Annotated in this window: 13 protein-coding genes; 12 read left to right on the forward strand and 1 reads right to left on the reverse strand. The window is 64.1% G+C overall.

The annotated features are described in order from the left end of the window. Window positions 1–25: 25 nt before the first annotated feature. The 10 genes from radA (at window position 26) to ED21_RS01850 (ending at window position 11,726) form a co-directional block, all read left to right on the forward strand. Window positions 26–1,390 carry a DNA repair protein RadA gene (gene radA / locus ED21_RS01805; protein WP_006832106.1) on the forward strand — a complete coding sequence of 455 codons (1,365 nt, stop codon included), beginning with the start codon at window positions 26–28 and terminating at the stop codon, window positions 1,388–1,390. Window positions 1,391–1,424: 34 nt separating this feature from the next. Then, window positions 1,425–1,970, forward strand: coding sequence for a CvpA family protein (locus ED21_RS01810; RefSeq protein WP_006832107.1), 546 nt, complete (start codon window positions 1,425–1,427; stop codon window positions 1,968–1,970). After that, window positions 1,967–2,392 carry an iron-sulfur cluster assembly scaffold protein gene (locus ED21_RS01815; RefSeq protein WP_006832108.1) on the forward strand — a complete coding sequence of 142 codons (426 nt, stop codon included), beginning with the start codon at window positions 1,967–1,969 and terminating at the stop codon, window positions 2,390–2,392. Before ED21_RS01810 ends, ED21_RS01815 begins: the two co-directional genes overlap by 4 nt. A gap of 40 nt (window positions 2,393–2,432) precedes the next feature. Next, window positions 2,433–4,094, forward strand: a complete 1,662-nt coding sequence (locus ED21_RS01820) for an MFS transporter (protein WP_006832110.1) — start codon at window positions 2,433–2,435, stop codon at window positions 4,092–4,094. Between the two features lie 7 nt (window positions 4,095–4,101). Further along, complete coding sequence (alr, locus tag ED21_RS01825) at window positions 4,102–5,139, forward strand: alanine racemase (RefSeq protein ID WP_006832111.1); 1,038 nt, start codon at window positions 4,102–4,104, stop codon at window positions 5,137–5,139. Window positions 5,140–5,211: 72 nt separating this feature from the next. Further along, window positions 5,212–5,766, forward strand: a complete 555-nt coding sequence (gene phaR / locus ED21_RS01830; RefSeq protein ID WP_006832112.1) for a polyhydroxyalkanoate synthesis repressor PhaR — start codon at window positions 5,212–5,214, stop codon at window positions 5,764–5,766. A 47-nt stretch (window positions 5,767–5,813) separates the two neighbouring features. After that, window positions 5,814–7,355: a proline--tRNA ligase gene (gene proS, locus ED21_RS01835; protein WP_006832113.1), complete on the forward strand. Its 1,542-nt coding sequence runs from the start codon at window positions 5,814–5,816 to the stop codon at window positions 7,353–7,355. Window positions 7,356–7,491: 136 nt separating this feature from the next. Continuing rightward, complete coding sequence (locus ED21_RS01840; protein ID WP_006832114.1) at window positions 7,492–8,838, forward strand: M20/M25/M40 family metallo-hydrolase; 1,347 nt, start codon at window positions 7,492–7,494, stop codon at window positions 8,836–8,838. Between the two features lie 12 nt (window positions 8,839–8,850). Next, complete coding sequence (rnr, locus tag ED21_RS01845; RefSeq protein WP_006832115.1) at window positions 8,851–11,157, forward strand: ribonuclease R; 2,307 nt, start codon at window positions 8,851–8,853, stop codon at window positions 11,155–11,157. Between the two features lie 53 nt (window positions 11,158–11,210). After that, window positions 11,211–11,726, forward strand: a complete 516-nt coding sequence (locus tag ED21_RS01850; protein WP_006832116.1) for a peroxiredoxin-like family protein — start codon at window positions 11,211–11,213, stop codon at window positions 11,724–11,726. A gap of 4 nt (window positions 11,727–11,730) precedes the next feature. Here ED21_RS01850 and ED21_RS01855 read toward each other — a convergent pair whose 3' ends face one another. Continuing rightward, window positions 11,731–12,180: a universal stress protein gene (locus tag ED21_RS01855; RefSeq protein ID WP_006832117.1), complete on the reverse strand. Its 450-nt coding sequence runs from the start codon at window positions 12,178–12,180 to the stop codon at window positions 11,731–11,733. Between the two features lie 129 nt (window positions 12,181–12,309). On the opposite strand from ED21_RS01855, the gene ED21_RS01860 reads away from it, so the two are divergent. Both ED21_RS01860 and ED21_RS01870 read left to right on the forward strand, forming a co-directional pair. Next, the gene (locus tag ED21_RS01860) at window positions 12,310–13,644 is read left to right on the forward strand and encodes a pyruvate dehydrogenase complex dihydrolipoamide acetyltransferase (protein WP_006832118.1); all 1,335 of its coding nucleotides are present in this window, start codon (window positions 12,310–12,312) and stop codon (window positions 13,642–13,644) included. Window positions 13,645–14,030: 386 nt separating this feature from the next. After that, window positions 14,031–14,408 (forward strand): acyl-CoA thioesterase, encoded by a 378-nt coding sequence (locus ED21_RS01870; RefSeq protein ID WP_006832120.1) that lies wholly within the window; start codon window positions 14,031–14,033, stop codon window positions 14,406–14,408. Window positions 14,409–14,508 lie beyond the last annotated feature (100 nt).

The raw sequence follows: 14,508 nt of genomic DNA on the forward strand, positions 1-14,508 counted from the left end.
ACAAATGTTCTGTTAGTCAATCGCCATGGCAAAACCCAAGAAACGCTATGTCTGCCAGGCCTGTGGCTCGGTTTCGCACCGGTGGCAGGGGCAATGTGCCGATTGCGCGGAATGGAACACGCTGACCGAAGACGCCCCGGCAACGGTGTTTTCAATGAAGCACGATCTGTCGAGCGGGGGCAGGGCGGTCGACTTCGTCGATCTTGACAAACCGGGCGAAATGCCGCTGCGCCAACGGACGGGGCTGGCCGAATTCGACCGGGCACTGGGCGGCGGTCTCGTGCCGGGCAGTGCGATCCTGATGGGTGGCGATCCGGGTATCGGCAAGTCGACGCTGCTGTTACAGGCCGCGGCCAAGGTCGCGCGCGAGGGGCATAGCGTCGCCTATGTCAGCGGCGAGGAAGCCTCGGGACAGGTCCGCATGCGCGCCGCGCGCCTCGGGCTGTGCGATGCGCCGGTGAAGCTGGCGGCGGCGACCAGCGTGCGCGATATCCTGACTACGCTCGGCCAGATGGAAACGCCCAAGTTCCTCGTGATCGATTCGATTCAGACCATGCATTCGGACACGATCGAGGGCGCGCCCGGTACGGTCAGCCAGGTGCGCGGCTGTGCTTTCGAGCTGATCCGCTATGCCAAGGAAAACGGCGTCGCGCTGGTGCTGGTCGGCCATGTGACGAAGGACGGGAATATCGCCGGGCCGCGCGTGCTCGAACATATGGTCGACGTGGTGATGAGCTTCGAGGGCGAGCGCAGCCACCAATACCGTATCCTGCGCGCGCTCAAGAACCGCTTCGGCGCGGTGGACGAGATCGGCGTCTTCGCCATGGCGGGCGATGGACTGGAGGAGGTTGAGAATCCTTCCATGCTGTTCCTGTCGGGGCGCGACCAACCCTTGGCGGGCAGTTCGGTCTTCCCCGCGATGGAAGGGACGCGGCCCGTGCTGGTCGAGATCCAGGCGCTGATCGTGCGGCTGCAATCGGGCGCGACCCCGCGGCGCGCGGTGGTAGGCTGGGACAATGGCAGGCTCGCGATGCTGCTCGCTGTGCTGGAATCGCGCTGCGGCCTCTCTTTCAGTTCGGCGGAAGTCTATCTCAACGTGGCGGGCGGCTATCGCCTGTCGGACCCCGCCGCCGACCTTGCCGTTGCCGCAGCGCTGGTGAGCGCGCTGGCCGACAAGCCTCTGCCGCAGCGCAGCGTTTGGCTGGGCGAGGTCAGCCTGGCCGGCGAAGTGCGCCCGGTCGCCCATGGCGGCGTGCGCCTGCGCGAAGCCGCCAAGCTGGGGTTCGACAGGGGCTTCGGTCCGCCCGATGCGAAGAACGGTTCGGCGGAACTCCAGTATGGAGAGCTGGGACAACTCGCGAACCTCGTTGACCGGGTGATGAGCAGTTAATAAACCCCAAACCCCTAGGGGTTATTTGGGTCTTATGACGGGTTTCGATCTTCTTTTCCTTCTGATCGTCGGCGTGGCAGCCGTCGGCGGGTTCATGCGCGGCTTCCTCCAGGAGGTGCTTTCGCTCGCATCGTGGATTCTGGCCGCCTTCGCGATCCGGTTCCTGCACACGCCGCTCACGCTGGCCTTGCAGGACTGGATCGGTGCCGGCGTGACGACTTCGGTTCTCGCATTTACCTTCCTGCTGCTGATCCCCTATGCCGCGATGAAGGTTATCGCGAACAATGTCGGGCAAGCCTCGCGCGGCTCGGTCCTCGGCCCGATCGATCGGGTGCTCGGCTTCGGATTCGGCGCGCTCAAGGGCTTTGTCATCGTCGTCATCGCTTTCTCGGTCCTCGTGCTCGGCTACGATTCCGTGTGGGACTATCGCGGGCGCCCGGTGTGGATTACCACGGCGCGCAGCTACGAAGTGGTCGACGCCGGGTCACGCTCCGTGGTCGAAGTTCTCGCCCAACGCCGCGCCAAGCTGCGCGGGGAGGAAGCAGCAGCTGCGGTCGATGCCGAAGCGCAGGCCGAGTGACACAGGCGGTTCGCCGGGCGCTCTATTCGCCTGAACTGCTCGCGCTTGCCGTCGAGCTGGCCGACCATCCCTACGATGCTGATGCGCCCCTCCAGGGTCAGGCACATTCGCGTAGCTGCGGGAGTTCGATTGCTCTCTCCCTCGACCCGGCAAGCAGGCTGGGCCTCAGGGTGACGGCCTGCGCGGTAGGGCAGGCATCCGCCGCGATCTTCGCGCGTCATTTCGACGCCCATCCGGTGGCTCGACTTTCGGCGACGCACAACCAGATCGAGCGCTGGCTGGGCGGCGCGGAGGAACGTCCCGACTGGCCCGGCATGCAAATTCTCGAGCCCGCGCGCGCCTATCCCGGCCGCCATGGCGCGATCCTCTTGCCGTGGAGAGCCGCCCTCGATGCGCTTTCCAAGGGCGGGGCGGGGCGCTAAGTCCCTTCGCCACGTCGCGATAGAGAGGGGAGCGAGAACAATGGCAGGGGCAGCAGCCTTGCAGAGGGAACCGACCGAAAAGGAAATTCGCCTGGTCATCGCCGCGTCGAGCGCGGGGACGATCTTCGAATGGTACGACTTTTTCATCTATGGCACGCTGGCCGGCCTCATCGGCGCGGCCTTCTTCCCGAGCGGTAACGAGACGCTGCAAATCCTGCTGGTCTGGGCGGGCTTCGCCGTCGGGTTCGGCTTCCGCCCGCTTGGCGCGATCCTTTTCGGCTATCTCGGGGACAGGCTGGGGCGCAAATACACCTTCCTCGTCACCGTCACCCTTATGGGTATCGCGACGGCCGGCGTCGGCCTGATCCCCAGCGCGGCGAGTATCGGCCTCGCCGCCCCCATCATCGTAATCGGCCTCCGCATCCTGCAAGGACTTGCGCTCGGCGGAGAATACGGCGGCGCAGCGATTTATGTTGCAGAGCACGCCCCGCCCGAGAAACGCGGCTTTTATACCAGCTTCATCCAGGCAAGCGTGGTCGGCGGCTTCGTTCTCTCGATCGTCGTGGTCCTCGCCTGCCGCGCCACAATCCCGGCAGAGGATTTTGCCGAATGGGGCTGGCGCATCCCCTTCCTGCTGTCGATCGCGCTGCTGGGCATCTCCTTGTGGATGCGCCTCAAGCTGTCGGAAAGCCCGGTGTTCCAAGCCATGAAGGAAGCGGGCGAGACTTCGTCCAACCCCTTCAAGGAAAGCCTGACCTATCCGGGCAATCCCAAGCGCATCTTCGTGGCGCTGTTTGGCATCACCGGCATCCTGACCACGATCTGGTACACCGCGTTCTTCTCCTCGCTCAGCTTCCTGCGCCGCGACATGCGGGTCGATGAAAGCACGGTGGAGTGGATCCTGTTGATCGCCGGTTTCATCTCGATGAGCTTCTACATCGTGGTCGGCAAATGGTCCGACCGGGTGGGCCGCAAGAAACCAATCATCATCGGCGCAATCGCTACGCTGGCGCTGCTCTTCCCGATCTTCTGGACGATGGGCAGCCTTGCCAATCCGGGTCTCGCGCAGGCGGCGAAGGACAATCCTGTCGTCGTCACCGGCCAGAACTGCACCACCGATCCCTTCGCCGACCTGTTCGACCGGGAGCAGAGTGGCTGCGGCAAGATCCTCGAAACGCTCACCGCGAGCGGGGTCAGCTACACCGTCGAGGAGGGCGAGACGCTCGGCCTGACCGTGGGCGGCGAAGAGGTTGCGCTGGGCGCGAACTGGGCGGGCGATCCGGCCGCGCGCCGCGACGGTTTGCAGGACGCGCTTTCGGGCCGTGGCTTCGACTTCTCGAAACAGACCCCGCCTCTCACCAACATCCTCGGCATCGGGGCGCTGCTGCTGGTGTGCGGGATGCTGTCGGCGCTGACCTATGGCTCGGTCGCTGCGCTCCTCACCGAGATGTTCCCGGCCAAGATCCGCTACAGTTCGATGTCGATCCCCTATCACATCGGTGCAGGTTATCTCGGCGGGTTCCTGCCGCTGATCGCCGGCATCATCGTGGCGCGCACGGGCGACGTCTATGCAGGTCTCTGGTATACGATGGCGGTGGTGGCCTTCGGGCTCATCGTCGCCTGGTGGGGCTTGCCCGATGGGCCGCCGACGGACTTCGAAGAGTCGAATGAGCTGCCTCCCGTAGGCCCGGCCATACCGTGATCGCCGCTTGAGCAGCCTTCCGCCTCCGACCCTCAGACTCGACCTCGACCGCGAGGCGCTGGCGGCCAACTGGCGCGCGCTCGACCGGATGTCGGGATCGGCAAGGGCTGGCGCGGCGGTGAAGGCCGATTGCTACGGCCTCGGCGTAGAGCATTGCGTGCCGGTGCTGCGCGATGCGGGATGCGGCGATTTCTTCGTCGCCCATTGGAGCGAGGTGGCTGCGGTCGTCGAACACGTCGATGCAGCGCAAGTCGCGGTGCTGCACGGCCCGCTCGATGGAAACGAGGTGGCCTATGCACGCGAAACGGGGGCGTTGCCGGTTATCGACTCTGTCCGTCAGGCCAAGCTCTGGGCCGAGAGTGGGGGTGGGCCCTGCCATCTGATGGTCGATAGCGGCATCAACCGCCTCGGCATCTCGCCACAGGAAATTTCGAACCCGGTTGTGCAGGCGCTCGATGTGCAGGTTCTCCTGAGCCATCTCGCCTGCGCGGACGAAGACAGCCCGATGAACGCGCGCCAGCTCGAGACTTTTCGTGATGCGATCCAGCGCGTCGAGCACTGCGAGACTAGCCTCGCCAACAGCGCCGGGATCGCTCTGGGCAGCGACTATCATTTCGATCTCACCCGCCCCGGCCTCGCGCTTTATGGCGGCGTACCGAGGCCTGAACTGGCGGACCATATCGGGCAGGTCGTTTTTCCCAAGGCGGCCATCATCCAGACCCGCCAACTCTCCGCCGGCGATGGCGTGGGCTACAACGCCACCTTCACCGCGCCGGTCGAAATGCGCGTTGGCGTCCTCTCCCTGGGCTATGCCGACGGCATCCTGCGCAGCTGGGGTGGAGCAGCGTTTCGCAGCGGCGAAAAGCGGCTTCCGATCCTAGGCAAAGTGTCGATGGATATGATCGTGATCGACCTTTCGGACGCTCCCGAACTGGGCGAGGGCGACTGGGTCGAACTGCCCTATCACCTGCCCGATGCTGCGCAGCAAACCTCTCTAACGCAATACGAATTGCTCACCGTACTGGGTAACCGCTTCGCCCGCTGAGAGCATGTGTTGCGCTGCACATTGTGCAAGTGCTAAGCGTGGCTGCAACGCACAACGGGGAGTAACAGCGACATGGCCAAGCGGACCGCCGAGGGCGAACCGATCATCATCAAGAAATACGCCAACCGGCGACTCTACAACACCGATACCTCAAGCTACATCACGCTCGACGATCTGGCGAAGATGGTCCGCGACAATGTCGATTTTCAGGTCGTCGACGCCAAGACCGGTGACGATATCACGCATACGATCCTGACTCAGATCATCGTCGAGGAAGAAAGCCACGGCGGCCAGCAAATGCTCCCCGTCAGCTTCCTGCGCGATTTGATTTCGATGTACGGAAATTCAATGCAGTCGATGATGCCGAGCTATCTCGAAGCGAGCATGGCCAATTTCCGCAAGAACCGTGAACAGCTCCAGGCAGCTTTTGCCAAGGGCATCGAAGCCAACCCGCTGGCCAAGATGGCCGAGGCGAACCTCCAGATGATGCAGAACGCGGCCGAAGCTTTCATCCCGGCGACCCGCCGCAATGTCGATAACGCCAAGAAGGATGCCGACGGCGAACTGGCCGAGATGCGCAAGCAGATGGCCGCGATGCAGAAGAAGCTGGACGAGCTTAGCAAATAATTGCATCGGCGCGCCCGCCGACCCTCAAGCAAGATACAGGAATTCTCGTGGCCCAGATCCGCCATGCCCTCACCGCCCGCCGCGCCGACGATTTCGCAGCCTGGTACCAAGAAGTCATTTCCGCCGCCGAAATGGCCGAGGAATCGGGTGTGCGTGGCTGCATGGTCATCCGGCCGTGGGGCTTCGGCATCTGGGAGCGCATGCAACGCCTGCTCGACGACCGGATCAAGGCGACGGGACACGAGAACGCCTATTTCCCGATCTTCATTCCGCTCTCCAATTTCGAGCGGGAAGCGGAGCATGTCGAAGGCTTCGCCAAAGAAATGGCGGTTGTTACCCATCATCGCCTGATTGCGGGCAAGGATGGCGGTCTGGTACCCGATCCCGAGGCCAAACTCGAAGAACCGCTGGTCGTGCGCCCGACGTCGGAAACGATCATCGGGGATGCGATGGCGCGCTGGATCCAGAGCTGGCGCGACTTGCCACTGAAGCTCAACCAGTGGGCCAATGTCGTGCGCTGGGAAATGCGCACCCGCATGTTCCTGCGCACCAGCGAATTCCTCTGGCAGGAAGGCCACACCGCCCACGCCGACGAGGTGGAGGCGAAGGAGCACACGCTGCGTATGCTCGAAGTCTATCGGGCCTTCGCCGACGAGGACCTCGCGCTGGCGGTCGTCCCCGGCGAGAAGCCCGAGAACGAGCGCTTCCCCGGTGCGGTCGAGACCTGGTCGATCGAAGCGATGATGCAGGACGGCAAGGCGCTGCAAGCTGGCACCAGCCACTACCTCGGCACCAATTTCGCCAAGGCCAGCGGGATTAAATACCAGAACAAGGAGGGCGGCGAGACCTTCGCCCACACCACCAGTTGGGGTGTGTCGACCCGCATGGTCGGCGGTGTCATCATGACCCATGGCGACGACGATGGACTGCGCCTGCCGCCCAAGATCGCCCCGCAGCAGGTGGTGATCCTGCCCATGCTGCGCGACAAGCCCGAAGACGACGCCCTCATCGAATATTGCGAGGCCCTGCGCGCCACGCTCGCCAGCCAGCAGGTGCTGGGCGAACCGCTGCGCGTCCTCCTCGACACGCGCCCCGGCAAGGCGGCCCAGAAGCGCTGGGACTATGTTCGCAAGGGCGCGCCGATCATCGTCGAAGTCGGTGGCCGCGACATGGAGAACGGCGTCGTCTCGATGCTCCGCCGCGACCGCCTGTGGGACGCAGAAACTGGCAAGCCCGCGTTCCAGACGCCGACGCGCGACGTCGCCGGCCAGACCATTCCCGATGTGCTCGCCGATATCCAGTCCGCGCTGCTGACCGAAGCACGCGAACGCCGCGACGCGAACATCACGCGCGGCGTGAGCGACTTGGCCGAGGTCGAGCAGCACTTCGCCGCCTCGCGCTATCCGGGCTGGGTCGAAGTCCAGTGGTCGAAGCCGACCGGCGCGGCGCTGGAAAAGGTCGTCGAGCGTCTGAAGGAACACAAGCTCACCGTCCGCAACGTCCCCATGGATGCGGCGCCGGTGGACGGCGTCTGCATCTTCACCGATGAGCCTGCGACCGAGCGCGTGCTGCTGGCCAAGGCTTACTGATAAGGAAAACGTCACCCCGGCCCCCGAGCCGTGGTCCCGCTTGTTGCTGGGACCACGTAGTAAAAGCAGGACCCCGGGTCAGGCCCGGGGTGACGAATGATTTGTAATTTCAACCGTTCATGGCAAGACTGCGGTCATGAGAAAGCTCCTCCCGCTTGTCGCCCTCATCGCCACCCCGCTTGCCGCGCAGGACGCCGATCCGGCGGGGAGCGTTTCGCAAGAGCGGTTGAGAGCCGATATCGACACGCTCGTCGGTTTCGGCACGCGGCACACTTTATCCGAACAGGACAATCCCACGCGCGGCATCGGCGCTGCGGTCAACTGGGGGCTCGCCGAATTCGGGCGGATTTCCCAAGGCTGCGATGGCTGCCTCGAAATCGTCGCGCCTGAGCGGATCGAGGAAGGCCGCCGCCTGCCGCGCCCCACGCGCATCCGCAACGCCGTCGCCATCCAGCGCGGGACCGAGAGGCCGAACGAGGTCGTGATTGTCCAGGCGCATATCGACAGCCGCGTGACCGATGCGATGGACTGGGAAAGCGATGCGCCCGGCGCCAACGACGACGGGTCGGGCACCGTGCTCGTTCTCGAAGCGGCGCGCGCGCTGAGCCAGCGGCAGTATCCCGTCACCATTGTCTACGCCCTCCTGTCGGGCGAGGAGCAGGGCCTGTATGGTGGCCGCCTCATGGCCGATTACGCCGCGGAGCAGGGCTGGCAGGTTAAGGCGGTCCTCAACAACGATGTCGTCGGGAACAGCTGCGGCAGCGACGGCTTTTGCGACCCCGACCATGTGCGCGTCTTTTCCGAAGGCCCGCGCGCCGATCTGACCGATCCCATCCGCGCCGCGCAGCGCCGCGAGGGTGGGGAGAACGACAGCCCGAGCCGCAATCTCTCGCGCTGGCTCGACAATCTCGCCGACGAAACCGAGGGCGGCCTCGACGTGCGCCAGATCTGGCGAGTGGATCGCATGGGTCGCGGCGGCGACCAGATTCCCTTCATGGAGAAGGGCTTCCCCGCCATCCGCATCGCCGTTGCGGTCGAGGATTACGAGCACCAGCACCAGGACCTGCGCGTGGAAGATGGCGTGACTTATGGCGACACGGCGGACGAGATGGATTTCGCCTATCTCGCCAAGGTGACCCAGTTCAACATCCGCGCGCTCGACAAACTGGCGCGCACCCCCGCGCCGCCCGCTGCGGCGGCCGAGGCTGCGGTCCAGACATATACCGATGTGGCCTGGAGTGAGGTGCCCGGCGCCATAGGCTACACCGTCTGGCATCGGCGCACGGACGAACCTTATTGGCGCGAGGAGCCGGTAATCGAAAACGTCGTCGCCACTAACGCGCGGCTTGAAGGTGTGCGCGGCGACGACTGGATTTTCGGCGTCAGCGCAACGGGTGCCGATGGGGTCCGCAGCCCCGTCTCCAGTGCGGTTCCGGCCGGACAATTTGCGCCGATCCCCGCGGAAGAGGGTGACACCAAGTAACGGCGTTCCCATATGGCGCGCATGAAAAAACAGAATAGAACCGGGCGGCCGCAGGGGCTGCCCAGCAAAGAACAGATAATCGAATTCATCCAGAGTTCCGACAAGCCAGCCGGCAAGCGCGAAATCGCCAAGGCTTTCGGCATCAAGGGGCAGGAAAAGATCGCGCTGAAGAAGCGCCTCAAGGACATGGGCGAGGAAGGCCTGATCGACGGAAAGAAAACTGCCTTTCACAAGATGGGCGGCCTGCCCAAGGTGACCGTGCTCAAGGTCGTCGAGATCGACGATGGCGAACCTATCGCGATCCCCGAAAGCTGGGATTCCAATGCGCCTAGCAAGCCTCCGCGGATCGTGGTCAAGGAAAGCAAGAAGCTCGCGGCGCTGAAGCGTGGCGACCGTTTCCTCGGGCGCACCGAAGAGCGCGGGAAGGGCTGGATCGCTCACCCGATGAAGAAGCTGCCCGCGCGCACCGAAGGGCTGATGGGCGTCGTCGAGATGGACGGCAGCGGCAAGCCCTGGCTCGCCCCGGTGGACAAGCGCGTGCGCAACTCCTCGCCCATCGGCGATCTTGGCGAAGCGAAGGAAGGCGAGCTCGTGCTGGCCGAACCCATGGGCAAATCTCCTCGCGCCAAGGTGAAGGTGGTCGAGGTGATCGGCGACCCGCTGGCACCCAAGAGCTTCAGCCTCATCGCTATTGCCAAGCACGGCATCCCGCACATCTTCCCGCCCGAAGCGCTGGAAGAGGCACAGGCTGTTGCCGATCTCCCGCTCAGCGAGGAAAAGCGCGAGGACCTGCGCGACGTGCCCATTGTCGCCATCGATCCCGCCGATGCGCGCGACCACGATGACGCAATCTGGGCTGAACCCGACGGGGAAGGGGGCTACAAGGCCATTGTCGCCATTGCCGACGTGTCCTTCTACGTCCGGCCCGGAGGCAAGCTCGACCGCGAAGCGCGGAAGCGCGGCAACTCCGTCTATTTCCCCGACCGTGTCGTGCCGATGCTGCCGGAAATCCTCTCCGCCGATGTCTGCTCGCTGGTCGAAAACGAAGACCGTGCGGCCATGGCCTGCCACATCCGCATCTCGCCCGAAGGCAAGGTGACGAAGTGGCGCTTCACTCGCGCCATCGTCCGGCTCGCGGCCAACATTGCGTATGAGGATGCGCAAAAAGCCATAGACGATGGCAGCGCGGACGAGACGCTCAAAAACCTCTGGGGCGCCTGGAAGCTACTCTTCAAGGCGCGCGAGGCTCGCGACCCGCTGGACCTCGAACTGCCCGAGCGGCAGGTACGCCTCAACGACGAGGGCGTAATCGAGGAAATCGCCGTGCGCGAACGTCTCGATGCGCACCGGGTGGTGGAAGACTTCATGATCGCAGCCAATGTCGCGGCGGCGAAGGCGCTGGAAGAAAAGGCCGCTCCCGTAGTTTACCGCGTGCACGAGACACCGAGCCGCGAAAAGCTGATGGCGTTCAAGGAATACCTCACCAGCCAAGGCAAGAGCTTCGCCATGGGGCAAGTCATCACGCCCGGTCTCTTCAACCGCATGCTCAAGGACATCGTCGATCCGGCGGAAAAGGCGCTGATCATGGAGGCGGTGCTGCGCAGCCAGACGCAGGCCTATTACGGGCCGGCCAACGCCGGACACTTCGGTCTTGCGCTGGGTAGCTACGCGCACTTCACGTCCCCGATCCGCCGGTATGCCGACTTGCTGGTGCACCGTGCGCTGGTGGATGCCTACAAGCTCGAACAGCCCAAGCCGAAAGGCGCCATTCCCGACGCCTCGGGTCTCTCCGACCGCGACCGCACGGCCCTGGGGCAGATCACCGACGCCATCAGCCAGACCGAGCGCCGCGCGATGGAGGCCGAGCGCGACACCATCGATCGCTATGTGGCGGCATGGCTCTCGGGCCGCGTGGGCGAGGTGTTCGATACCCGCATCACCGGCGTGCAGGGCTTTGGCTTCTTCGCCACCATCGAGAATCTCGGTGGTGACGGGCTTGTCCCCGTCTCCACGCTCGGCCGCGAATACTTCCGCTATGACGAGGGCGCGCGCGAGCTTGTCGGTGAAAATACCGGCAAGACCTATGCCGTTGGCGACCGTTTGAAGCTGAAGCTTGCCGAATCCAACGCGCTCACAGGAGCGCTGAAGTTCGAATTGCCTGACAGCGAAGGCGGCGCGCCGATCGAGAAACGCGGCGAGCGCCTGCAGCACAAGAAGAAGGCGCTGAAAAAGGGGCAGGGCGCACCCCGCCAGAAGCATGCACAGGGGCAGAGAGGCCGTCCGGGTAACATCCGCCACCAAGGCCGAAAGAAGAAGTAGGCGGAACGGCTGCCGGGCTGTCCTCATTGGTTGAGCAAAGGAGAACAAATCCCGTGCTCATTCCCGGACAGCCCGTCCCCGAACTCGACCTGCCGCTGACCATCGATGCCCGCTTCGAACTCTCGAAGCAGGATCCCCAGGCCTTCACCATGCTGGTCTTCTACCGCGGCAAGCATTGCCCGATCTGCAAGAAATACCTGACCGAACTCGGCGGCAAGCTTTCGGGCTTCACCGAAAAGGGCATCAATGTCTTTGCCGTGTCGATGGACAGCCCCGAACGCGCCGCCGTTTCCCACGAGGAATGGGACACGGGCGACGTGCCGCTGGCGCACTCGATGAGCGAGGAGAAGGCCCGCGAATGGGGCCTCTACATTTCCGAAAAGCGCGAGGGCAGCGAAGAGCCCGATACTTTCAGCGAACCCGGCCTGTTCCTGGTGAAGCCCGACGGGACGCTGCATTTCGCCGTGGTTCAGAACGCTCCGTTCACGCGCCCCGACCTCGACGACCTGCTCAGCGGCCTGACCTTTACGCTGGAAAACGATTACCCGACGCGCGGCACGCTGACCTGACGCATCAGGCCAGCTCGTCCAGCTCTTCCTTGCTCAGGTTTCCGGGGACAAGGTAGAGCGGGCAGGGCAGGTTTGCGGCGTGCGCGGCGAAGTGACTGACGAGGGGGTTTTTCCCCTCGCGCGCCGTCCCCAGCACCAGCGCGGCGATGGAGCCGTGTTCTTCGAGGTAGTTGCCGATCACCTCGGCGGGCGATCCGGGGCGCACGGCGATGACCGGCATCTTGCCCATCTCGCCGAAGATGTTGCCCGCCGCGTTATTGGCCATGACCTCGGCGCGTTCGCGCGCTTCCTGCTCGATCGTGGCCTGCACGCCGCCGAAGGCGTTAAAGGTCTGCTGCGGCACCAGCGCGAGGATGTGCACCGATCCGCCGGTCTTCATCGCGCGCAGCGAAGCGAAGCGCAGGGCCTGCTTGGCCTCCTCCGTTTCGTCCATCACGACGAGGTAAATTCGCATAAGTCCGGCTCCCTCCGAAGGGCACCGACTACAAGCTAATTCGTATTCTGCGCAAGGACCTTGCGGGTCACGGCCAAATTGGCCAGAGACCGGCGCAACACATTCCCAGCGAGGACGTAACGTCAAAACATGCCCACGCCGATCAAGATGCCCGCCCTTTCGCCCACCATGGAGGAGGGCACGCTCGCCAAATGGCTGGTGAAGCCGGGCGACAGTGTTTCCGCCGGCGACATCATGGCCGAGATCGAGACCGACAAGGCAACGATGGAATTCGAAGCGGTGGACGAAGGCACAATCGCCTCAATCACGGTCGATGAAGGCACCGAGGGCGTGAAGGTCGGCACGGTCATCGCCATGCTCGCCGAAGAGGGCGAGGATGTGGAGAAAGTCGCCAAGGCCGCACCGCCGGCTGAAGGTGACGCTGGCGGTAGTGACGACAGCGAGACCGAAGCCGAGACAAAGCAGCGCGAGGGAAAGGTCGCGCAGGAAGAGAAGCGGACCGAGGAGAAATCCTCTGCCTCCGATGACGAAACCTCCGCTCCAGCCGCACCGGTCGGCGACGACGGCAAGCGCATAAAGGCGTCGCCGCTAGCGCGCCGTATTGCCGAGCAGAAGGGGATCGACCTGACGACGATCAGCGGATCGGGCCCGAATGGCCGTATCGTAAAGGCCGATGTAGAGGAAGCGAAGCCCGGAGCTGCGCCTGCCAAGGACACCGCCGCCGCTCCCGAACCCGCTCCGGTCAAACCCGCTACGCAAGGCGGCGATCTCGATGCGCCTTACGAAGCGCAGAAGCTCAACAATGTCCGCAAGGTCATCGCGCGCCGCCTGACCGAGGCGAAGCAGACCATCCCGCACATCTATCTGACGGTGGACGTGCGCCTCGATGCGCTGCTCAAGCTGCGGAGCGAACTCAACAAGAGCCTCGAGGCGGACGGCATCAAGCTGTCGGTCAACGACCTGCTGATCAAGGCGCAGGCCCGCGCGCTGCAGCGCGTGCCGCTGTGTAATGTCAGCTTCCAGGGCGACGAGCTTTTCCAGTACACGCGCGAGGATATCTCGGTCGCCGTGGCCGCGCCTTCGGGCCTGATCACCCCGATCATCCGCGATGCGGGCCGCAAGGGCCTCGCGCAGATCAGCACCGAAATGAAGGAACTCGCCGGCAAGGCGCGCGACGGCAAGCTGCAGCCGCATGAATTCCAGGGCGGCACCGCCTCGCTCTCAAACCTCGGCATGTTCGGCACCAAGCAGTTCGACGCCGTGATCAACCCGCCGCAGGCGATGATCCTCGCAGTCGGTGCGGGCGAGCAGCGTCCTCACATCATCGACGGCGCGCTGGGCATCGCCACCGTGATGAGCGCCACCGGCAGCTTCGACCACCGCGCCATCGACGGCGCGGACGGCGCGCAGTTCATGCAGGCCTTCCAGCAGCTGGTCGAGAACCCGATGGGGCTGGTGGTTTGAGAGGATGCGTTGGAGCGGTTTCGTCTTCGCAGGGATTTTCGCAAGCTCTCTAGCTGCAATCATCCCCGTCGCGTTTTTTAGCCTGCTTGTCGATTGGCGCACGCAGTGGGAAATCCCGGCCCGTATGCTTCTGATATCATTGCTCGGAGTAGGACTAGTCGGGATGCCTACTCTATTGTTGGGCCGTCTGTGGTTGAAACGTGAGGGGCTATATTCGGCTCGCTCGTTGTCGATTTTGGCAAACGCTGTCGCAGCGATCTTCTCGCTCGTTCTCATCGGAGTTGCGCAAACGTTTGCGCTAATCTTCTTGGCGCCTCCAATTTTCATCGCGGCCAACGCTTTGACATTTGGGTCGATCAAATGGTCCTTTGCTGATGAGCTGCAACATGCCTGACCGTTCCCCCCTTATCCGCGTCACGGCCATGCCTGCCGACACCAACCCCTATGGCGGTGTGTTCGGCGGGTGGCTGATGAGCCAGATGGCGCTGGGCGCAGGCTCGCTCGCCAGTCGGCATGGCAAGGGCAAGGCGGTGGTCGTCTCGGCCACGGATTTCGCCTTTCCCGGCGCGATGCAGGTGGGGGACGAGCTGTCGGTCTATTGCGACATCGCCGCCACCGGGAACACCTCGCTCACCATCACCGCCGAAGCCATCGCGCGCGAGCGTAATGGCGAGGCCGAGACTAGAGTGGCGCAGGGCACGTTCAAGTTTGTGCTGCTGGATGAGGAAAACCGCCCCCGCGCGGTGGCGGAGCGCTGGGCTTGATGGCTACGTCGCAGCCCCCTCTCCCCAACCCCTCTCCCGCGAGGGGAGAGGGGCTATGATGGCTGTCCTACTTCGCACCCGTTGCGGTAAGGTGACCGCA

It is taken from the genome of Erythrobacter sp. SD-21, assembly GCF_000181515.1.
GTDB lineage: Bacteria > Pseudomonadota > Alphaproteobacteria > Sphingomonadales > Sphingomonadaceae > Qipengyuania.

What these genes read in the sequence shown, in the direction of transcription:
- radA (WP_006832106.1), top strand. Translation starts at nt 26, where the DNA reads ATGGCAAAACCCAAGAAACGCTATGTCTGCCAGGCCTGTGGCTCGGTT.
- ED21_RS01810 (WP_006832107.1), top strand. Translation starts at nt 1,425, where the DNA reads ATGACGGGTTTCGATCTTCTTTTCCTTCTGATCGTCGGCGTGGCAGCC.
- ED21_RS01820 (WP_006832110.1), top strand. Translation starts at nt 2,433, where the DNA reads ATGGCAGGGGCAGCAGCCTTGCAGAGGGAACCGACCGAAAAGGAAATT.
- phaR (WP_006832112.1), top strand. Translation starts at nt 5,212, where the DNA reads ATGGCCAAGCGGACCGCCGAGGGCGAACCGATCATCATCAAGAAATAC.
- ED21_RS01840 (WP_006832114.1), top strand. Translation starts at nt 7,492, where the DNA reads ATGAGAAAGCTCCTCCCGCTTGTCGCCCTCATCGCCACCCCGCTTGCC.
- rnr (WP_006832115.1), top strand. Translation starts at nt 8,851, where the DNA reads ATGGCGCGCATGAAAAAACAGAATAGAACCGGGCGGCCGCAGGGGCTG.
- ED21_RS01855 (WP_006832117.1), bottom strand. Translation starts at nt 12,180, where the DNA reads ATGCGAATTTACCTCGTCGTGATGGACGAAACGGAGGAGGCCAAGCAG.
- ED21_RS01860 (WP_006832118.1), top strand. Translation starts at nt 12,310, where the DNA reads ATGCCCACGCCGATCAAGATGCCCGCCCTTTCGCCCACCATGGAGGAG.
- ED21_RS01870 (WP_006832120.1), top strand. Translation starts at nt 14,031, where the DNA reads ATGCCTGACCGTTCCCCCCTTATCCGCGTCACGGCCATGCCTGCCGAC.